Raw genomic sequence first — 20,560 nt, forward strand, 5'->3', positions numbered from 1 at the left:
AAGCCTTACAATTATAAAACTGTAAGGCTTAATAAGTTTGTACAACGGGGGCCGTTGCAATGGCAGTACAAATTAGTTTTCAACCTGACCTGTAAGGTGCAGTTCTTTATCCTGATCTACGCCTTTAACTTTCACCCAAATAGTTTTGTTTTGTGTTCCTACACTATTTGCGCTGTAACCTGCAGTGATCTTACCTTTTTTACCAGGCAGGATTGGTTCTTTGGTCCAGGTAGGAGTAGTACAACCACAACTAGCGCGTGCTGTTTCGATGATTACTGGTTCCTTGCTAACGTTGGTGAATTCGAAATCAACAGAAACTGGTTTATTGAACTTAGTTTTACCGAAGTCGATAGTTTCTTTTGCGAATTTCACTTTACCATCAACAGGGTTTGCTTGTGTGGTAGTTTGAGACTGTGCCCAAAGAGCAGTAGTTAACAACATGCTCGCAAATAGGGATAAGATAAACTTTTTCATTTTATTATCTGGTTTTGACGATTGGTTAAAAATATGATCACCGTTTCGTTAGTAACAAATTTACAGCCAAAATTAACGCATCAATTGAGAATTTATTAAAATCTTATTAAAAAAATTCTAATTATTTTACCTGATACATTTACAATCATTTCTCACTTGTATTTTATACCTTACTTTTGTAGCATATACAACGAGGCATGATAGAAAACAATGAACTAACTATGAATACGGAAAGCCGGCTATCATTCGAGGAATTTCGGAAAGAAGTACTTGAGGATTATCGCCTGGCCTGCGAAAGCAGGGAAGTTAGTCTGCTGGCCCGTAAGGAAGTCCTTACCGGGAAGGCCAAGTTCGGTATATTCGGGGATGGAAAGGAAGTGGCTCAGGTAGCCATGGCTAAGTATTTCCAGCCAGGAGATTTCCGCTCCGGGTACTACCGTGATCAGACGTTTGCTTTCGCCAGTGGTATCGCCACCCCTGAGCAGTTTTTCTCGCAGATGTATGCAGATCCGGACCTTGCTAATGAGCCATTTTCCGGTGGCCGACAGATGAACTCACATTTTTCCACGCCTAACCTTGGTAAGGATGGCAACTGGTTGAATCTGACGGAATCGAAGAACACAGCGACAGACATGTCGCCTACTGCAGCCCAGATGCCACGTGCTCTTGGTTTGGCATTTGCCTCTAAATTATTCAGGGATGTAGAAAGCCTGAAGGATATGGAAGGCCTGTCGAAGAATGGTAACGAAGTATGTTTTGCTACGATTGGTGATGCATCGACTTCTGAAGGCCACTTCTGGGAGACCATGAATGCGGCTGGAGTATTGCAGGTACCGTTAGCGGTATTTGTATGGGATGACGGGTATGGCATTTCCGTACAGCGTAAGTACCAGACAACAAAAGATTCCATCAGCGTCGCGCTGGAAGGATTCCGTAAAACGGAAGATTCCAACGGCTTTGATATATATAATGTAAAGGGCTGGGATTATGCCGGCATGTGTGAGGTGTTTGAAGCGGGGATCCGTAAAATTAGAGAAACACATATTCCTGCCCTATTCCATGTGGAAGAGCTGACGCAGCCCCAGGGCCACTCTACCAGTGGTTCTCACGAGCGTTATAAGAGCAAGGAGCGCCTGAACTGGGAAAAAGAATTTGATTGTAATCACCAGATGCGCCAGTGGATACTGGAAAACGCACTCTCTGACGAAGCGACCCTGGCAGAGATTGAGGCGAAAGCTAAATCTTATGCACAGGAATCACGTAAGAGTGCCTGGGAAAAGTACATCGCGCCTATCCGCAAAGAGGTACAGACCATGCTGGGATTTGGCCAGGCGGTAGCCGCACTGCCACAGGCAGATACTGCACAGGTAAATAACCTGCTGCAGGAATTGCAGAACAACAGGGAGCCCTGGAGAAAGGACATCCTGAAAACTGCTGCCAGCATCCTGTTCCGTCATAGAAACATCCAGGCGCCAGCCGTTGCTGCCCTGAAAGCGTACTATGAGGACCTGCTGGCCCGCGAAAAAGATAATTACAACTCCTTCCTGCATGCTACCGGCGTAAACTCAGCATTGAATGTACCGGTGGTACCGGCTGCATACGAAGCAGATGCTGTGAGCATTAACGGATACGAGATCCTGAACAGATATTTCGATCAGCTGATCGGTAATAATCCTAAAGTTTTCGCCTTTGGTGAAGACGTAGGTAAAATAGGTGACGTGAATCAGGCTTTTGCCGGTTTACAGGCAAAGCATGGCAGTCAGCGCATATTCGATACCGGTATCCGTGAATTAACCATCATGGGGCAGGGTATAGGGATGGCATTGCGTGGTTTAAGGCCTATTGCTGAGATTCAGTACCTGGATTACCTGATCTATGGCATGCAGCCATTGAGTGATGATGTAGCCAGTCTGCAATACCGTACCAAGGGTATTCAGGCATGCCCGATCATCGTTCGTACCCGTGGCCACAGGCTGGAAGGCATCTGGCATTCCGGTTCCCCGATGAGTATGATTATGGGTGCGCTGAGAGGTATGTATATGTGCGTGCCGCGCAACATGGTGCAGGCAGCTGGTTTGTACAATACCCTGCTGCAGGCAAATGAGCCGGCCCTGATGATTGAGTCACTGAACGGCTACCGCCTGAAGGAAAAACTGCCTAATAACCTGGGTGAGTTTACAGTACCATTAGGCGTACCTGAAGTGATTAAGGAAGGTACTGATATCACGATCGTTTCTTACGGTTCTACCCTTCGTATAGTCGAAGAAGCGGCACAGTCACTGGAACAGCTGGATGTATCCGTTGAAGTGATGGATGTACAGACATTGCTGCCTTTTGATATCAATCATAAGATATTGGAATCACTGAAGAAGACTAACAAGATCCTGTTTGTGGATGAGGATGTACCAGGTGGTGGTACAGCCTACATGTTCCAGCAGGTGGTCGAAGGGCAGGGTGCTTACCGTTGGCTGGATGTGGCACCGCGTACATTGAGTGCTCAGGCGCATCGTCCTGCGTATGGTTCTGACGGGGATTATTTCTCCAAACCAAATGTGGAAGATGTGATCAGGGTAGTACTGGAAATGGTAGCGGAATAATAATTTAGAAGGGTAAAATCAGCTTAAAAAATAGGAACGCAAGGCTTTTAAAGGCCTTGCGTTTTTTGTTTTGTATAGTTGTAGGTTTAAGAAATGACAAGTAGTACAGGTACAAATATGATAAATAGTTTTTTAATATTTTATATTCCCTGAAAAGAAATTCTCTTTTTGAGTGGATATAGGCAATGAAGTTAGGATTACTAATATTTAAACAATTTTTTCTTAAAGTATGTTATAATTCTGGAGTGAGTGATACTTAGTATATTAGACATTCATTTTTTCTTAGTCATCAGGAATGAATAAAATGAATGTTTGAAAATTAAATCGCAGGATATAAATTGTATTATAGTTTCTTAGAGGGAGAATTGAACAAGCACCACGTTACGATAGGTTAATAGTAATTAAATTATTTAATTATCAACCCAAATCCATTTATGAAAGCAGGAGTACTGTTAGTTGAAGACGATTTGTTTTTTGCCAAGGTGGTAAAAAGCCATTTAGAAAAGGCCGGGTACGATGTGACACATTGTGCTAACGGTGAAGAGGGCTGGGCAACTTTTCAGGAAAGGCCCTTCGACATTTGTCTGTTGGATGTGATTATGCCTGGTATGGATGGGTTTACCCTGTGCCGGGAGATTCGCGACAAGGATGAAAATGTACCTATCATCTTTGCATCTTCCCGTTATATGGAGCAGGATAAGTTGAATGGCTTTGAAGCTGGCGGTGATGACTATCTCGTAAAGCCTTTCAATATGGAAGAGTTACTCTGCCGCATGGAAGTGTTTATGAAGCGGAGCCGTTTGTTACAGAATGACAAGCAGGTAGTTTTCTCCCTGGGCACACTTGTATTTAACTACAGCGAATTCAAAATATATCATCAACCAACCAATACTAATATCAATTTGCCGCCTAAGGAGGCTGAGTTGCTCAAGTATCTCTGTGAGAATGCGAATAAGAAGCTGAAGAGGGAGGGCATACTACTGAGTGTGTGGGGGAATGACGATTTCTTCACCGGCAGAAGTATGGATGTGTACCTGACGCGTATCAGGAAGCATTTCAGGCTGGATGGTACCATTAAGTTGGAAACCATTCATGGCAAGGGCTTACGCCTGCTTACAGAGCCGGAGAAGGTAGCGGAAAAATTATAAAAGCATAAAGAAAGGGTCTGCGATTGCAGACCCTTTCTTTATGCTTTTTCTTCTTAGTAAGAGAATTCCCTTTCAGGAATGTAATGCGATTATACCAGTGTGTGGAATACCTGTTGTACGTCATCATCCTGCTCCAATCTGTCAATCAGTTCCAGTACTTCTTTCGCCTGCTCTTCGTTCAGTTCGGTCGTAGTAGTAGGAATACGCTTTAATTCAGCGCCGATCACCTGGATATTTCTGTCTTCCAGTGCTTTGGACATATTACCAAACTCAGTAAAAGGTGTACGGATAATAATATTGCCTTCGCTATCTTCTCCAATCTCTTCCAGGCCGGCATCAATCAGTTCCAGTTCCAGGTCTTCCAGGTTCTGACCTTCGTTTTTAACCTTAAATTCACCCACGCGGTTGAAGAGGAAACCAACCGAACCACTGTTGCCAAGGCTACCACCTGTTTTGTTAAAGTGCATACGTACGTTAGCAACGGTACGGGTAGGGTTGTCAGTAGCAGTTTCTACCATTACAGCCACGCCATGCGGTGCATATCCTTCGTATACAACTTCTTCGTAGTCAGTTTTATCTTTTCCCATCGCCCGCTTGATCGCAGCTTCTACGCGGTCTTTGGGCATGTTCACACCCTTCGCATTCAATACGCATCTGCGGAGGGCAGGATTATTATCAGGATCAGGACCTGCCGCTTTAACAGCTATCGCGATTTCCTTGCCTATCCTGGTAAACTGCTTTGCCATCCTGTCCCAGCGGGCAAACATGGTGTGTTTTCTTACTTCAAATATCCTTCCCATAGTGGGTAATGTGATTAGTTATTAAGAATAGAGGTGCAAATTTATGGAAAAGGGCCGGAAAAACTGAATTTCCCGGCCCTTTCCTGTTTTATACTGGATTATTTTTATTTACCCATCTTTCTGATTTTACTGTGTTTTACGCTATAACCGAAGTAAATAACGAAACCTATCAGCAACCATACGATCAGTCTTGACCAGTTTTCCCAACCGAGGCTGAAAATCATGGTTACACAGAACACAGTACCCAGGAGCGGTACAAACGGCACCCATGGAGTTTTGAATTCGCGTGGCTGATCAGGATCTGTTTTACGCATCACGATCACGCCTAAACATACCAGTACGAAGGCGAACAGGGTACCTATACTGGTCATATCACCTACTACGCTATCCGGAACGAATGCTGCGAACAGGGAAACGAACACAAAGAACATAGCCTGTGATCTGTAAGGAGTACGGAATTTAGGATGCAGTTCAGCAAATACTTTTGGTACCAGACCATCGTTGGCCATGGAGTAGAATACGCGGGTCTGACCTAGCAGCATCACAAGGATCACTGAAGAGAAACCAGCCAGGATAGCGACTGTTACGAATGTAGACAGCCAGCCATAGCCTACCATGTACTTGTCAATTACGAATGCTACGGAAGCTTCACCACCTTCTTTCAGGAAGTCCTGGTAAGGAGCAATACCTGTCAGTACGTAGGAGAAGAGGATATATAAAGCTGTACATACGAACAGGGAAACCAGGATCCCTATTGGCATATTGCGCTTAGGGTTTACAGTTTCCTGGGCAGCTGTAGATACCGCATCAAAACCAATGAAAGCAAAGAATACGACACCAGCGCCCCGCAAGACCCCTGATATTCCATGGAATCCGAAGGCAGAATAATCGACGACCGTGCCATTGTGCATGGTTACGGTACCTGCATTTTCAGGGATCATGAAAGGCGTGTGGTTCAGTGGATTGATGAACTGCCAGCCAAGGATGATAATGAGGATTACGATAGCAACTTTCGCGATTACGATGATGTTATTCACCATTGCAGAACCTTCGATACCGCGAATGAGTAATAAGCTTAGGAGCAGCAGAATGAATATCGCAGGGATGTTCATGATACCGTGTACTCCAGCGTCGGAAATTTCGAATGGGCTGTGACACCATTGGTAAGGAACGGTCCACCCGACTGTTTTTTCCAATAATTTATTCAGGTACTGTGCCCATCCTATAGCCACTGTAGCAGCACCCAGTGCATATTCCAGCACAAGATCCCAACCAATAATCCAGGCGATAAATTCACCCATAGTGGCGTAAGAGTAAGTATAAGCACTACCTGCGATAGGGATCATAGAGGCAAATTCTGCATAGCATAAACCTGCTAATGCACAACCTGCAGCTGCAATGATAAATGAGAAGACAACTGCGGGTCCGGCATGTTGTCCGGCGGCAGCTGCTGTTCTTACGAAAAGGCCTGCACCAATGATGGCACCAATGCCCAATGCAATCAGGGAACCTGCACCCAGTGTGCGTTTAAGTCCTTTGTCCGATTCAGATGCTTCTGATAATAAAAGGGAGAGAGGCTTTTTTACAAAAAGTTTGCCCATACTGTATGTCTATTGTGGTTGACGTTTGAATGGTTTAGTAATTTGTTGTTTCAATTCATTACAGATCGCCAAATATAGGCATCAATTTTATAAAATGACACACAACTTTAGCTCAACAGCATTATTTTTGGGGGATTTTAGTCAGTTTATACAATTCATTAATATAAAAAGCACCGCTGCATGAAGAAAACCAACCGCCTTACCGTGTTTATATTTTTAGCAATGGTATTGGGGATATTGACAGGTTATTTGGTGAATATTGCTTATTCCGGTAAAGATGGTGGGCAAATTACTATTGGGAAGTTCGTGGAAAATATATCGATATTGACCACCATTTTCCTGCGTCTTGTTAAAATGATTATTGCTCCGCTGGTGTTTACCACGTTGGTAGTGGGAATCGCCAAGCTGGGTGATATCAAGGCTGTAGGCCGTATTGGGGGTAAAACCATGTTATGGTTTATTTCGGCTACTTTCGTTTCCCTGGTGTTAGGATTGATCCTGGTCAACATATTGAAGCCTGGTGCTGACATGCACCTGGTAGATAAGCATGCGGAATCCGGTATCAAGGCTGCAGATCTGACCCTGAGAGGCTTCTTTGAGCACGTATTTCCGGATAGCGTGGTGAATGCAATGGCACATAATGAGATCCTGCAGATTGTAATATTTGCCCTGTTCTTTGGGGTGGCTACTGCGGCAGTGGGAGAGATGGGCCAGATTGTAATCAAGTTCCTGGATAGCGTAGCGCATATCATGCTCAAGGTTACCGGCTATGTGATGAACTTTGCGCCTTTTGCAGTATTTGGTGCAATGGCAGCAACGATTGCAGAGAAGGGGGCTGGTATATTGACCACCTATGGTATATTTATCGGCGAGTTTTATATAGGCCTTGCCGGCTTATGGCTGGTATTGGCAGGGGTAGGTTGCCTGATCCTGGGTAAACGGGGTGTCGATTTGCTGAAGAGAATTAAAGATCCTGTGCTACTGGCATTCAGCACTGCGAGTAGTGAGGCAGCTTATCCGAAAGTAATGGGCGAGCTGGAAGGATTTGGTGCTGATAATCGTATTGTGAGCTTTGTATTGCCGTTGGGTTATTCGTTCAACCTGGACGGCTCTATGATGTATATGACATTTGCGAGTCTCTTTATAGCCCAGGCCTATGATATGCACCTGGGCCTTGAACAGCAGTTTTCCATGTTGCTGGTACTGATGATCACCAGTAAGGGGATTGCCGGCGTACCAAGGGCATCGCTGGTAGTGATTGCAGGTACCCTGTCTATGTTTAGAATTCCGGACGAGGGCTTGTTGCTGTTACTGGGTGTAGACCACCTGCTGGATATGGGCCGTTCTGCTACCAATGTAATCGGAAATGCAATGGCTACCGGCGTAGTTTCTAAATGGGAAGGTGCATTGGCTGAGCCACGAACTAATCCAGAACTATAACATTGATATAACGTTTAAATCCTTATTTTGCTTCCGCGGCGATTCCGCAGGGCAAGACCTTAAATTAGTGGAGATTATACAAAAAATATGGACCAGTTTATAGAACTATTTAAGCACCTTATTAACCCGGAATGGATTATTAACCATGGGGGATTGTATTTGTTATTGATTATAATTTTCGCGGAAACAGGTTTATTTGTAGGCTTCTTCCTGCCGGGTGATTCCCTGTTATTCGTAGCAGGTATTTATGGTGGTTTGTTGAGTAATGCTTTTTACGATGTTCCATTCTTTTTAATAATGTTTATGATTGCCGTTGCCGGGGTGCTGGGCAATTTTGTAGGTTTTTGGTTCGGACGTAAGTCAGGACCTTTATTATTTAGCAGAAAAGACACTTTGCTTTTTAAGAAAAAACACCTGTACCAGGCAAAGGAATTTTATGACAAACATGGTGGTGGTGCCATTTTCCTGGCCAGGTTCCTGCCTATCATCCGCACATTTGCCCCTATCGTGGCAGGTATTGTAGGAATGGACAAGAAGAAATTTATGTTTTTCAACATTATCAGTTCCTTTACATGGGTATTTTCAATGATGCTGGCCGGCCATTATCTTGACAAGGCTTTCCCTTCACTGAAAGAACACCTGGAACTGATTGTGATTATATTGATCCTTATTACGACCTTACCAGTGATCATCAAACTGTTTTTTAGTAAACCAAAGCATGCTTCGCCGCCGCATGTTGACTAACATGTGAATGCACAATAGACCTTTTAAATCCTCATGAAACCAGACTCGAAAAGTTCCACAATTTTCAATGTTGCCGTATTGGTGGCATCATTGGGTTATTTCGTAGATATCTACGACTTATTACTATTTACCATAGTACGGGTGCCCAGCCTGAAATCTCTGGGTATATCACAGGACGAGATAGACAAGGGGATCGGTGTCTGGCTGATGAATATCCAGATGATAGGACTGCTCCTGGGCGGGATCATGTGGGGAATTCTTGCTGATAAGAAAGGACGACTCCGGGTATTGTTCGGTTCCATTCTTTTGTATTCTGTGGCTAACATTGCCAATGGTTTTGTGCAGACGACTGCCGCTTATTCCTTCTGGCGTTTTATAGCCGGTGTAGGTTTGGCTGGAGAACTGGGAGCTGGTATTACCCTGGTGGCGGAAATTCTGCCAAAAGAAAAGAGAGGATATGGAACCATGATCGTGGCAACAGTAGGGGTATCCGGCGCCATTGCGGCGAACCTGATTGCGAAGCTGGTACCTGACTGGCGTTATTGTTATTTCATTGGTGGAGGATTGGGTTTGGTATTGCTATTACTGAGGATCAGTGTGATGGAATCCGGTATGTTTCATGCTGTCGCTACAGACAATGCGGTAAAAAGGGGCAACATTATTGCACTACTCAATAACCGGGAACGGTTTATTAAATACCTGAAATGTATTATGCTCGGTACACCTACCTGGTTTGTGGTGGGGATACTGGTGGCATTTTCAAATAAGTTTGCCATAGAAATGGGGGTAAAAGACCCGATAGCTCCTGGTGATGCGATTGCTTTTTGCTATGCAGGGCTGGTATTGGGTGACTTTGTCACAGGCTGGATAAGCCAATTGTGGAAAAGCCGGCGAAAGGTGATGATCTTATTCCTCTTGCTCACGACCACCTGTACGGCAGTATACCTGCATCAATCGGGCACCGATAAGGTCTTTTTCTTCACGGTATGCTTCCTTTTAGGCTTCAGTGTTGGGTTCTGGGCGATATTTGTAACGATTGCAGCGGAGAGTTTTGGCACAAATCTGCGGGCTACGGTTGCGATAACGGTACCTAATTTTGCGAGAGGTATGCTGGTCTTGATCACGATGTTATTTGGCTGGTTGCAGCATTCATTCAGTTATCTGACCAGTGCGGGTATAGTAGGAGTGGTGACGATTGGGGTAGGTTTACTGGCATCTTACCTGGTGCCGGAGACTTTTGGGAAGGATCTGAATTATATGGAGACGATTTAGCACTGGAATAAGTTATAAAAAAAAGTCCGGATGTACTGAGTACCAATACTCACTCATCCGGGCTTTTTTTGTGGATTAATACCTCATCAGGATCTTATCCAACAGTGCGTTCAGTTGTTTCGCTTCATCTTCGGTGAGCGACAGGTTTAGAGAATCTTCCAGTGCGGGAAGGTCGGCATCGACTTCTTCTAGGAGAGCGAGGCCTTTGGGTGTGATCATGACATCTACTGCACGACGGTCAATTTCACTGGCTTTTCTTTCTACCATACCAGCTTTTCTGAGGCGTTCCACGAGGCGGGAAACATCGCTCATTTTGTCTAGCATCCTTTCTTTCAAAGTGTTGATATTAGCTGCTTTAGGATGTTGTCCCCGCAGGATGCGAAGGATATTATACTGCTGCATAGTGATGTCAAACTTTTTAAAGAAATGCTGGTGACGGGAAACCAGCCAGTTTCCTACGAAAATGAGACCTATTAACCCTTTGTTATACTCGCTGGTCCAACTTTTTTGCGAGATCAGTTTTTCTATATTTGACATAAGTGCGCGTATATCGACTTAAAAATACGATAATTCAATTATGTATAGGGAATGGAAAATAAACATAGGCCCTTAATTGAGTAGTAAATAAAAAAATCGCTTTTGTTTGGAACAGAAGCGATTTTTTAAAGAGTGTGTCTGGCGGAAGGCCAATTTAAAATTAAAGATGTTATGTAAGTGGAATCAGGCTACAACTTTCATATTGTCAAGTACGTCCATTACTTCTTTTACGTGTTCGGCGGAAGAATTGAGCAGTTCAGTTTCGTTTTGGTTTAAGTGTAGCTCTATGATTTTTTCGATACCATTTTTACCCAGTATCACGGGTACACCGAGGTAGATGTCTTTTAGGCCATATTGTCCGGAGAGCCATGCGCAGCAGGGGTAGATGCGTTTTTCATCTTTAAGGACAGCTTCTACCATCTGGGCGGCAGCGGCGCCGGGTGCGTACCATGCGGAGGTGCCCAGGAGGTTTACGATTTCGCCGCCACCTACTTTGGTGCGCTGGATGATGGCTTCGAGTTTTTCGGGGGCTACGAGTTCAGTGACAGGAATACCTGATACAGTAGTGTACCTGGGCAGGGGAACCATGGTATCGCCATGTCCGCCCATGAGGATGGCCTGGATGTCTTTGGGAGAGCAGCCAATTTCTTCGGCAAGGAAGGCGCGGTAGCGGGCTGTATCGAGGATACCGGCCATACCGAATACTTTGCTGCTATCTTTACCAGCAGTGAGGTAAGCGCAATACGTCATTACATCGAGTGGATTGCTGACTACGATGATGATTGCATCAGGGGAATATTGGGAGATATTCTCTGTTACAGACTTTACGATATTGGCATTGGTGTTGATCAGGTCGTCGCGGCTCATACCAGGTTTTCGGGGGAGTCCCGACGTAATCACCACTACATCACTGCCAGCTGTCTTCTCATAGTCATTCGTCACCCCTGTTACTCTGGTGCTGTAATAGTCGATAGGCGCCTGTTGCCATGAATCGAGCGCTTTCCCTTCAGCCGTTCCCTCCTTAATGTCTAATAACACGACTTCCTGTAAAAAATCTCTGTGGGCCAGCACATTAGCGCAGGTTGCGCCTACATTGCCAGCTCCTACAACAGTAACTTTCATCGTATGTTTTTTATTTAAAGGTGAAGAATATGAGGATGGAACAAATGTATCACCGTGTGCTGAAGCAGTTTCGCATTACTTCAGGAGCTCAACCAGATCTTCAATCTTCGCTGTACCTTCAAAACCTTTCACGAACTGACCTTTTTTGTCGTAGATAAAGAGGCCGGGGAAATAGTGGAGGTTATAGAAATACATGATCTGGCGGCTAGGCTCACTGCCCATGGTGATGTTCGGGTAGTTCTTAATATTATAATGGTCATAATATTCTTTCATCAGTTCCCGTTTGAACGGGGTTACCATTAGGATCTGCGCTTTTTTGAATTTATTGATGTTCTTAAGCATTTCTTCTGTCAGGTGCTTACAATGGTCACAATCTACACTGAAAACAAAGATCAGGGTTTTGACGTTCTTTTTCAGGTCCTTCTTAGTAATTTCTTTTCCGTCGGGGAGGGTATACTTAAAGGCCGGAGGTGTGGGAAACTGCAGGTAAGGAGGTTGATCCCTGGTGGCAGCGGGGGCCGGGTTACTTGTTTTGGTGGATTGTGCATTCATCCAGGCTGGCAGACATAACAATAGTACAATCAGATAGTGCTTCATATAACTCTTTGATTTGAAAATAATATTATCGCTAAAGGTATAGAATTTAAGCATACAGAAAAGGGCCATTTACGGGACCGGAAAAACCGGCCTCATACATTAAAATTGATGTTTTTCTGGCATTAAAAAGCCTTAAAATGGTCTCAAAACACTTACTTTTCCACTTTTTTATAAAAAAATTACTAGATTACCTTCCCTTACACTATGTTTGCATTCCTAAAAAAAATAATAGGTAACGTTAGGTCTCTAAATGCACTAAAACAAATTAGGAAGCGACGGGTTTTGGGTTTTACCAGAATGATTACTTTTGCAATCCTTAACGTAAATTTTTAACTTTAAATTAAGTATCCTTTTTATGGCTACCACTGCAGATATCAGAACAGGATTGATTATAAAGCTGGATAACAGCCTTTATTCTGTTGTAGAGTTTGGTCAGAACAAAACAGCCCGTGCCGCTGCTAAAGTATGGGCAAAGCTGAAGGGTGTTGATAATAGCCGTTCCATTGAAGTAACATGGAACTCCGGCGAAACCATCTTCCCTGTGCGTGTTGAGAAGAAAGCATTCCAATACTTATATCAGGATGATAGTGGTTACAACTTCATGGACAATGAGACATTTGAGCAGATCGCTTTACCAGAGACGCTGATCGATGCACCTCAGTTCCTGAAAGAAGGCCAGGAAGTACAAGTAAGCATTAATACGGAAACCGAGCTGCCAATGAGCGTGGAATTACCGGATAAGATCGTGATGAAAGTAACGTATTCTGAACCAGGTTTGAAGGGTGATACCGCTACACGTACGCTGAAACCTGCTACTGTAGAAGGTGGTGCAACCGTGAATGTTCCGCTGTTCGTAAATGAAGGAGAGCTGATCCGGGTAAACACCAAAACTGGTGAGTACATTGAGCGCGTAAAAGAATAGTTTTAGTCCATCCAATTATATAATCTACTTCAAGCATTTCTAAACCAAAAACTGTCTACATGGATTTTAAACAGATTCAGGAGCTGGTCAAGATGGTCAACAAATCTAACATCAGCGAACTGAGCATTGAGCAGGACAAGTTTAAGATTACAATAAAGCAAAAGGATAACGAAACTCAGCAGGTAATTGCAGTTCCTACTATGGCTGCGCCTGTACAGGCGGTTCCTCAGGCAGTTGCTGCCGTTCAGGCTCCTGTATCAGCTCCGGCTGCTGAAGCACCAAAACCAGCTGCTGATGTAAAAGCAGACAACCTGGTAACCATCAAATCTCCTATGATCGGTACTTTCTACCGCAGCCCTGGTCCTGACAAACCTTCTTTTGTGAATGTAGGTGATGAGGTATCTGCTGGTAAAGTGGTATGTATCATTGAGGCGATGAAACTTTTCAACGAGATTGAAAGTGAGGTAAGTGGTAAGATCGTGAAAATACTGGTAGATGATGCATCTCCTGTAGAATATGATCAGCCGCTGTACCTGGTAGAACCATAAAATTGTTTAGTTAAAAGGTTGGAATATTATGAGATACTGTAGGGATTTCCCTGCTTCATAATGTTCCAACCTTTTAGGCTTATTAACTTTTTTCTTTAACCTATCGAAAAAACATGTTTAAGAAAATATTGATTGCCAACCGTGGAGAGATTGCCCTGCGTATTATACGTACATGTAAGGAAATGGGCATCAAAACGGTGGCTGTTTATTCTACTGCTGACAAGGACAGCCTTCATGTGAAGTTCGCTGATGAGGCGGTATGTATAGGCAAGCCGCAGAGCAGTGAATCATATCTGAATATTCCTCACCTAATGGCGGCAGCTGAGATCACGAATGCGGATGCGATCCATCCGGGTTATGGATTTTTGGCTGAAAACGCGCGTTTTGCGGAAATCTGTGGAGAACACGGCATTAAATTTATCGGTCCAACTCCGGAGATGATCCGTAAGATGGGGGATAAGATGACAGCTAAAGAAACGATGATTGCAGCAGGGGTTCCTGTTATTCCGGGTTCAGGTGGTTTATTACAAAGCCTGGAAGAAGCAAGAATACTCGCTAAGGAGATGGGCCTGCCTATCATCCTGAAAGCAACTGCTGGTGGTGGTGGTAAAGGTATGCGTGTGGTTTGGAAAGACGATGAGCTGGAGAATGCCTACAACATGGCAAAAAATGAGGCCCGTGCGGCATTCAATAATGATGGGATCTACATGGAGAAATTCGTGGAAGAGCCAAGGCATATTGAGATCCAGGTAGCTGGTGACCAGTATGGTAAAGTATGTCACCTGAGTGAACGTGACTGTTCTATCCAGCGTCGTCACCAGAAGCTGGTAGAAGAGTCTCCTTCTCCGTTCATGACGCCTGAACTGCGTGAGAAGATGGGTGAAGCAGCGATTAAAGCGGCATCAGCTATTAATTATGAGAGCGTGGGTACAATCGAATTCCTGGTGGATAAGCACAGGAATTTCTACTTCATGGAGATGAATACACGTATCCAGGTGGAGCATGGTGTGACAGAAGAGGTAATCAATTTCGACCTTATTAAGGAGCAGATCAAGATTGCAGCTGGTATTCCTATTTCAGGAAAGAACTATATGCCTGAAATGCATGTAATAGAGTGTCGTATCAATGCGGAAGATCCGCATAATGATTTCCGTCCTTCTCCGGGTAAGATCACGACATTACATATTCCGGGTGGTCATGGTGTGAGAGTAGATTCTCATATTTATGCAGGATATGTGATTCCTCCTTATTACGATTCTATGGTGGCTAAGCTGATTACTATTGCGCAGACGAGAGAAGAGGCGATTAACACCATGGAGAGGGCGCTGAGCGAGTTTGTGATTGAAGGGGTGAAGACGACGATTCCGTTCCATCAGCAGTTGATGAGGAATGAGGATTTCAGGAAAGGTAATTTTACGACTAAGTTTACGGAAACGTTTAAACTGGTGTAGGAGAATAGATTTAGATTTTGAAACCCGGTGACCGAGCAGGCCACCGGGTTTCTTCTTTTGTGCTATACCTGCCATCCCTGCCGGGCGGGTATAGCCTAAAAACACAAAGCCCCGGGTAAATACCCGGGGCTAATCATACACCAAAACAATCTTACGGTTTTATCGCAAGAAAAGCAGCTCTCTGTACTTAGGCAGTGCCCATTGTTTGTCATCTACCAGGAACTCCAGTTTATCGGAGTGGTATCTGATCACATCAAAGTACGGCTTAATTTTTTCACAGTAATCTATAGCTTTCTGGCGGCTGTCAGCAACTTTGTTAGCTACTTTGCGCGCTTCAATCATAGCCTGTACATTCTCACTGATGACGTTAACATGTTCAGCTATTTTGTTAGCAATCTGGGTTTGCGCTTTAACAGCTGCATCGCCTAAACCTATTTCTTTCAGACCACGAATGTTCGTGATCAGGCTATTCATATAGGTGATTGCTGAAGGCAGAATCGTGTTAGTAGCCAGGTCGCCTATCACGCGGGCTTCGATCTGTACCTTCTTCACGTAGTCTTCGAGGAGGATTTCATGACGTGCATGCAGTTCCTTCTCTGTGTAGATACCTACTTCTGTGAACAGTTTAGTAGATTTCTCAGTTACGAAAGCATCCAGTGCCTGAGGAGTAGTCTTAACATTTGCAAGACCTCTTCTTTCAGCTTCTCTCTCCCACTCTTCGCTATAACCGTCGCCTTCGAATAAAACTTTCTCCGAATCTACAATATATTTTCTAAGAGTTTGCATAATCGCAATCTCTTTTTTCTCACCTTTCTCCATCAGACTATCAACTTCAACTTTGAAGCCAGCCAGCGTCTTAGCCACGATTGTGTTCAGTACAGTCATCGCAGAAGCACAGTTAGCAGAAGAACCTACTGCACGGAATTCGAACTTGTTACCAGTGAAGGCAAACGGAGAAGTACGGTTACGGTCAGTATTGTCCAGCATCAGCTCTGGAATGTGACGGTGCAGGTCGAGTTTCAGGATAGCTTCATCCTGCTCATCGAACTTGTTGCTTACGCGGGTTTTAACTTCCTGCAGTACATCGTACAGGTATTTACCTGAGAATACGGAGATGATAGCAGGAGGTGCTTCATTTGCGCCCAGACGGAAGTCATTGCTTGGAGAAGCAATAGAAGCTCTCATCAGGTCAGCATAGTCATGTACCGCTTTGATCGTGTTAACGAAGAAAGTCAGGAACATCAGGTTAGTCTTAGGAGTCTTACCAGGAGCCAGCAGGTTAACGCCGGTATCGGTAGCCATAGACCAGTTATTGTGTTTACCTGAACCGTTGATACCAGCGAATGGTTTCTCGTGCAGCAGGCATTTCAGTTTGTGACGTTTAGCAACTTTGTTCATGACATCCATGAGCAGGGAGTTGTGGTCAACTGCGATGTTAACTTCTTCAAAGATAGGAGCACACTCGAACTGAGAAGGAGCAACCTCGTTGTGACGGGTTCTCAGAGGAATACCCAGTTTGTATGATTCCAGTTCGAAATCACGCATGAAAGCGTAAGCACGCTCAGGGATAGAACCAAAATAATGGTCTTCCAGCTGCTGACCTTTGGAAGGTGCGTGACCAACTACGGTACGACCAGTCATGATCAGGTCAGGACGAGCGTTTGCCAGGTTTTCGTCAACCAGGAAGTATTCCTGTTCCCAACCCAGGGTAGGCGTTACTTTGGTAACGTTTTTATCGAAATAGTTACATACGTCTACAGCAGCTTTGTCGATAGCAGACAGTGCTTTCAGCAAAGGAGCTTTGTAGTCCAGTGATTCACCAGTGTATGAAACAAATATAGTAGGAATGCAGAGTGTCTTACCAAATCCCTGTTCCAGGATGAATGGAGGAGAGGAAGGATCCCATGCAGTATAACCACGAGCTTCGAAAGTAGCACGCAGACCACCATTCGGGAAGGAAGATGCATCAGGCTCCTGTTGTACCAGCGCGTCGCCGTCAAATGTTTCCAGCGGGGTACCATCACTCTTCAGGGTGAAGAAAGAGTCATGCTTTTCAGCAGTAGTACCAGTTAATGGTTGGAACCAGTGGGTGTAGTGGGTAACTCCTTTTTTCATTGCCCAGGCTTTCAGACCAGAAGCGATCTGCTCAGCCATTTTACGTTCGATTTTGGTGCCAGCCTTGATTGAGTTCATCAGGCTCTTGTAAGCCTCATCACTCAGGCTTTCCCTCATTGCTTTTCCTGCGAATACATTGCTGCCGAACACTTCGGTGATCTTGTTACCGGTGAGTGCTTCGGAAGTGATTTTTAGATCAACGCCAGAAAGGTTTTCCAGCGCGGTGAAGCGTAACGATTGCATGCTGTAAATAATTTTACACAAAAGAACGCAGTTGAGCTTACATAAGCAAGAATTAAATTGATTTTAACTAAAAAATTACATTTTTGTTTCATAAAGGTTAATTATTTTGATTTTTAGTCAAAAAAATAGGGGTGAGTAGGATTGAAACTGATATATTAAAAATAATATAATGTATTAAAAGGGCTTTTTTACTTCAGTAGTGAGCCAAAAATGGGCCTTTGGGGCGGAAATTACTTACGTAGTATCTTTGATGCAGGTCATAATTTCCAGTTAAATTGGTGGCTACCAACAGGTGAATTCCTTGTCAATTGATGGAAAACCTGTAGGTTTGCGTCTTCGTATAATTATCGTAACCATTACATCCAGTTACATGCAAACTTCCGTAGAAACTCCAGATAAATTTTCCCAGACAACTGTTGAAACAGCCGAACAGCTGGGGCTTACAGCAGACGAATTTGAGCGCATAAAAAACATCCTTGGCCGTACACCAAATTTCACCGAACTGAGTATGTATTCTGTAATGTGGAGCGAACATTGCAGTTATAAAAACTCTATTGTTTGGTTAAAAACCTTGCCCCGCGAAGGGGAACGCCTGCTGGTAAAAGCAGGTGAGGAAAATGCCGGCCTGGTGGATATTGGTGATGGTTATGCCTGTGTATTCAAAATTGAATCACATAACCACCCCTCCGCAATCGAACCATTCCAGGGTGCTGCTACCGGTGTAGGTGGTATTCACCGTGATATCTTCACCATGGGGGCCCGCCCAATTGCTGCTTTAAACTCCCTGCGTTTCGGCAACCTGAATGATAAGAAAACACAGCATCTGGTTAAAGGTATTGTGCATGGTATCGGTCATTATGGCAACTGCTTCGGTGTGCCTACAGTGGCAGGTGAGACTTACTTCGAAGATTGCTATGGTACTAATCCACTCGTAAATGCGATGAGTGTGGGTGTGGTGAAGGTAGGCCAGACAGTATCTGCCATTTCTTATGGTGCTGGTAATCCTGTATTCATCGTAGGTTCTGCCACGGGTAAGGATGGTATAGGTGGTGCATCTTTCGCAAGTGCAAATATCACTGAAGATAGCGTGGAAGATCTGCCCTCCGTACAGGTAGGGGATCCATTCCAGGAAAAGAAACTGCTGGAAGCATGCCTGGAGATCATCCCAACCGGTGCACTGGTAGGTATGCAGGATATGGGTGCAGCTGGTATCACCTGTTCTACCGCCGAAATGAGTGCAAAGGGAGAACATGGTATGATTATCCACCTGGATAAGGTGCCTACCCGGCAGCAGAACATGAAAGCATGGGAAATGCTGCTGAGCGAAAGCCAGGAAAGAATGCTGATCGTATTGCACAAAGGCCAGGAGGCCAAAGTGCTGGAGATATTTGAGAAATGGGACCTGCATTGCGTGCAGATTGGTGAAGTAACTACCGACAAGTCACTTAAGTTCTACATGAACGATGTACTGGAAGCAGATATCCCTGCTGAAAGCCTGGTGCTGGGTGGTGGTGCTCCTCAATATCACCGCGCTTATACAGAGCCTGTTTATTTCGAAAAAATCAAAGCTTTCAATATCCAGAACATTCCGGATACCCTACATGCACAGTTTGCAGCAGAAAGGTTGGTAAAGCTGCCTAACATTGCCAGCAAACGCTGGATTTATACCCAGTATGACAGCATGGTAGGTGCCGCTAATGCCAGCACCAATGCACCAGGTGATGCTGCTATCGTAACCGTAAAGGGAACGAAGAAAGTACTGGCCTTAACAACTGATTGTAACAGCCGTTTTGTGTATGCTGACCCTCATATCGGTGGTCAGATCGCTGTAGCCGAAGCTGCCCGCAACATCGTATGTAGCGGTGGTGAGCCTGTAGCTATCACAAACTGTCTGAACTTCGGTAACCCTTACGATCCAGAAGTATACTACCAGTTCGTACACGCTATTAAAGGAATGGGCGAAGCCTGCCGTAAATTCAATACCCCTGTTACAGGCGGTAATGTAAGCTTCTACAACCAGTCTCCAGATGGTGCTGTATACCCTACCCCTACCATTGGTATGCTGGGGATCCTGGATAGCATCGAAGACCGCATGACCCTCAACTTCAAAGAAGCTGGTCACCTGGTTTACCTGCTGGGCCGTAGCCGTAACGATATCAGCAGTTCCGAATACCTGCACAAGCTGATCGGCATCGAATTCAGCCCTGCACCTCACTTCAACCTGGAAGAAGAAGCACAGCTGCAAACAGCTATCTCCAAACTGAATAAAGCGGGGCTGATTCAGTCCGCACATGATGTGAGCGAAGGTGGCCTGTTCATTACCCTGCTGGAAAGCGCTATGAGCGGCGGATTAGGCTTTGATGTTCACACGAACGCTAACTTCCGTAAGGATGCCTTCCTCTTTGGCGAAAGCCAGAGCCGCGCAGTAGTATCCGTAAGACCTGAGGATAAAGAGAAATTCGAAGCATTGCTCCATGGATTGGTTGATGCAAGCGAATACTCAATCAGGTACGAAAAGATCGGTATCGTGAAAGGAGAACATATTGTTGTAGATGGTGATGACTGGGGTAAAGTGAGTCAGTGGAAACAACAGTATGACTCAGTTATCGAAAACCATTTAGCCTAAGTATTAAGCTTTTAAAACATATAAGGTGTAACATATATCCCACATGGGTGTTATGTTACACCTTTTCTCTTTTAAAGCTGTTCATCATACACTTACAAAAAGTAGTTGAATTACTAAATCCTTACTGGTAGCCTATTTGCCTTAAAAAGAGGTTTTATTGTACAATGCATTTACTTTAACAACTCATTAACAAAATAGCATCTTCGTGTGAATTTATATTACCATATGTGAACTATTTTTGATTCAGAGAGAATGCAAAATACAAGTCCGGTTGTCAGGGGCTTTTTAGTATAAAAATATCCAGGAGTCTTATTGATTCCCAT

Annotated in this window: 16 protein-coding genes; 9 read left to right on the forward strand and 7 right to left on the reverse strand. The window is 44.4% G+C overall.

The genetic code is table 11. The features are described 5' to 3' along the window. Positions 1–72 precede the first annotated feature (72 nt). Positions 73–474 (reverse strand): DUF1573 domain-containing protein, encoded by a 402-nt coding sequence (locus U0033_RS25810; protein WP_072360644.1) that lies wholly within the window; start codon positions 472–474, stop codon positions 73–75. A gap of 197 nt (positions 475–671) precedes the next feature. On the opposite strand from U0033_RS25810, the gene U0033_RS25815 reads away from it, so the two are divergent. Continuing rightward, positions 672–3,071, forward strand: a complete 2,400-nt coding sequence (locus tag U0033_RS25815; protein WP_072360646.1) for an alpha-ketoacid dehydrogenase subunit alpha/beta — start codon at positions 672–674, stop codon at positions 3,069–3,071. 434 nt (positions 3,072–3,505) lie between these two features. After that, positions 3,506–4,219, forward strand: a complete 714-nt coding sequence (locus U0033_RS25820; RefSeq protein WP_072360648.1) for a response regulator transcription factor — start codon at positions 3,506–3,508, stop codon at positions 4,217–4,219. An 89-nt stretch (positions 4,220–4,308) separates the two neighbouring features. Here the strand turns inward: U0033_RS25820 and U0033_RS25825 are convergent, their stop codons facing one another. Then, positions 4,309–5,019 (reverse strand): YebC/PmpR family DNA-binding transcriptional regulator, encoded by a 711-nt coding sequence (locus U0033_RS25825; protein WP_072360650.1) that lies wholly within the window; start codon positions 5,017–5,019, stop codon positions 4,309–4,311. 104 nt (positions 5,020–5,123) lie between these two features. After that, a complete protein-coding gene (locus U0033_RS25830) occupies positions 5,124–6,620 on the reverse strand; it encodes an amino acid permease (RefSeq protein WP_072360652.1) in 1,497 nt (498 codons plus the stop codon). A 180-nt stretch (positions 6,621–6,800) separates the two neighbouring features. Between U0033_RS25830 and U0033_RS25835 the strand changes: the two genes are divergently transcribed. The 3 genes from U0033_RS25835 to U0033_RS25845 all read left to right on the forward strand — a co-directional run bounded on the left by U0033_RS25835 (position 6,801) and on the right by U0033_RS25845 (position 10,076). Beyond that, entirely contained in the window at positions 6,801–8,060 is a 1,260-nt protein-coding gene (locus U0033_RS25835; RefSeq protein WP_072360654.1) for a dicarboxylate/amino acid:cation symporter, read from the forward strand. A gap of 87 nt (positions 8,061–8,147) precedes the next feature. After that, positions 8,148–8,804, forward strand: coding sequence for a DedA family protein (locus tag U0033_RS25840; RefSeq protein WP_072360656.1), 657 nt, complete (start codon positions 8,148–8,150; stop codon positions 8,802–8,804). Between the two features lie 33 nt (positions 8,805–8,837). Continuing rightward, the gene (locus U0033_RS25845; RefSeq protein ID WP_072360658.1) at positions 8,838–10,076 is read left to right on the forward strand and encodes an MFS transporter; all 1,239 of its coding nucleotides are present in this window, start codon (positions 8,838–8,840) and stop codon (positions 10,074–10,076) included. A 75-nt stretch (positions 10,077–10,151) separates the two neighbouring features. Here the strand turns inward: U0033_RS25845 and U0033_RS25850 are convergent, their stop codons facing one another. From U0033_RS25850 to U0033_RS25860, 3 genes are all read right to left on the reverse strand, one after another. Then, positions 10,152–10,613 carry a MarR family winged helix-turn-helix transcriptional regulator gene (locus tag U0033_RS25850; protein WP_072360660.1) on the reverse strand — a complete coding sequence of 154 codons (462 nt, stop codon included), beginning with the start codon at positions 10,611–10,613 and terminating at the stop codon, positions 10,152–10,154. A 183-nt stretch (positions 10,614–10,796) separates the two neighbouring features. After that, complete coding sequence (gene mdh, locus U0033_RS25855; RefSeq protein ID WP_072360663.1) at positions 10,797–11,735, reverse strand: malate dehydrogenase; 939 nt, start codon at positions 11,733–11,735, stop codon at positions 10,797–10,799. Between the two features lie 75 nt (positions 11,736–11,810). After that, the gene (locus U0033_RS25860) at positions 11,811–12,332 is read right to left on the reverse strand and encodes a TlpA family protein disulfide reductase (protein WP_177318595.1); all 522 of its coding nucleotides are present in this window, start codon (positions 12,330–12,332) and stop codon (positions 11,811–11,813) included. 355 nt (positions 12,333–12,687) lie between these two features. Between U0033_RS25860 and efp the strand changes: the two genes are divergently transcribed. From efp to accC, 3 genes are all read left to right on the forward strand, one after another. After that, positions 12,688–13,254, forward strand: a complete 567-nt coding sequence (efp, locus tag U0033_RS25865; RefSeq protein ID WP_072360666.1) for an elongation factor P — start codon at positions 12,688–12,690, stop codon at positions 13,252–13,254. Between the two features lie 59 nt (positions 13,255–13,313). Further along, positions 13,314–13,802, forward strand: a complete 489-nt coding sequence (gene accB, locus U0033_RS25870; RefSeq protein WP_072360668.1) for an acetyl-CoA carboxylase biotin carboxyl carrier protein — start codon at positions 13,314–13,316, stop codon at positions 13,800–13,802. 113 nt (positions 13,803–13,915) lie between these two features. Then, positions 13,916–15,253 (forward strand): acetyl-CoA carboxylase biotin carboxylase subunit, encoded by a 1,338-nt coding sequence (accC, locus tag U0033_RS25875; RefSeq protein WP_072360670.1) that lies wholly within the window; start codon positions 13,916–13,918, stop codon positions 15,251–15,253. A 159-nt stretch (positions 15,254–15,412) separates the two neighbouring features. Here accC and U0033_RS25880 read toward each other — a convergent pair whose 3' ends face one another. Further along, positions 15,413–17,611 carry a glutamine synthetase III family protein gene (locus U0033_RS25880; RefSeq protein ID WP_072360672.1) on the reverse strand — a complete coding sequence of 733 codons (2,199 nt, stop codon included), beginning with the start codon at positions 17,609–17,611 and terminating at the stop codon, positions 15,413–15,415. Positions 17,612–17,981: 370 nt separating this feature from the next. Between U0033_RS25880 and purL the strand changes: the two genes are divergently transcribed. Next, a complete protein-coding gene (gene purL, locus U0033_RS25885) occupies positions 17,982–20,237 on the forward strand; it encodes a phosphoribosylformylglycinamidine synthase subunit PurL (RefSeq protein WP_072360674.1) in 2,256 nt (751 codons plus the stop codon). The last annotated feature ends 323 nt before the right edge of the window (positions 20,238–20,560 follow it).

It is taken from the genome of Chitinophaga sancti, from assembly GCF_034424315.1.
GTDB lineage: Bacteria > Bacteroidota > Bacteroidia > Chitinophagales > Chitinophagaceae > Chitinophaga > Chitinophaga sancti.

Bases quoted from the DNA above. Each gene is read 5' to 3' on its own strand.
- U0033_RS25820 (WP_072360648.1), top strand. From the start codon at position 3,506: ATGAAAGCAGGAGTACTGTTAGTTGAAGACGATTTGTTTTTTGCCAAG.
- efp (WP_072360666.1), top strand. From the start codon at position 12,688: ATGGCTACCACTGCAGATATCAGAACAGGATTGATTATAAAGCTGGAT.
- U0033_RS25880 (WP_072360672.1), bottom strand. From the start codon at position 17,611: ATGCAATCGTTACGCTTCACCGCGCTGGAAAACCTTTCTGGCGTTGAT.
- U0033_RS25825 (WP_072360650.1), bottom strand. From the start codon at position 5,019: ATGGGAAGGATATTTGAAGTAAGAAAACACACCATGTTTGCCCGCTGG.
- U0033_RS25840 (WP_072360656.1), top strand. From the start codon at position 8,148: ATGGACCAGTTTATAGAACTATTTAAGCACCTTATTAACCCGGAATGG.
- U0033_RS25860 (WP_177318595.1), bottom strand. From the start codon at position 12,332: ATGAAGCACTATCTGATTGTACTATTGTTATGTCTGCCAGCCTGGATG.
- U0033_RS25835 (WP_072360654.1), top strand. From the start codon at position 6,801: ATGAAGAAAACCAACCGCCTTACCGTGTTTATATTTTTAGCAATGGTA.
- accC (WP_072360670.1), top strand. From the start codon at position 13,916: ATGTTTAAGAAAATATTGATTGCCAACCGTGGAGAGATTGCCCTGCGT.
- purL (WP_072360674.1), top strand. From the start codon at position 17,982: ATGCAAACTTCCGTAGAAACTCCAGATAAATTTTCCCAGACAACTGTT.
- U0033_RS25845 (WP_072360658.1), top strand. From the start codon at position 8,838: ATGAAACCAGACTCGAAAAGTTCCACAATTTTCAATGTTGCCGTATTG.
- mdh (WP_072360663.1), bottom strand. From the start codon at position 11,735: ATGAAAGTTACTGTTGTAGGAGCTGGCAATGTAGGCGCAACCTGCGCT.
- U0033_RS25850 (WP_072360660.1), bottom strand. From the start codon at position 10,613: ATGTCAAATATAGAAAAACTGATCTCGCAAAAAAGTTGGACCAGCGAG.
- U0033_RS25810 (WP_072360644.1), bottom strand. From the start codon at position 474: ATGAAAAAGTTTATCTTATCCCTATTTGCGAGCATGTTGTTAACTACT.
- U0033_RS25815 (WP_072360646.1), top strand. From the start codon at position 672: ATGATAGAAAACAATGAACTAACTATGAATACGGAAAGCCGGCTATCA.
- U0033_RS25830 (WP_072360652.1), bottom strand. From the start codon at position 6,620: ATGGGCAAACTTTTTGTAAAAAAGCCTCTCTCCCTTTTATTATCAGAA.
- accB (WP_072360668.1), top strand. From the start codon at position 13,314: ATGGATTTTAAACAGATTCAGGAGCTGGTCAAGATGGTCAACAAATCT.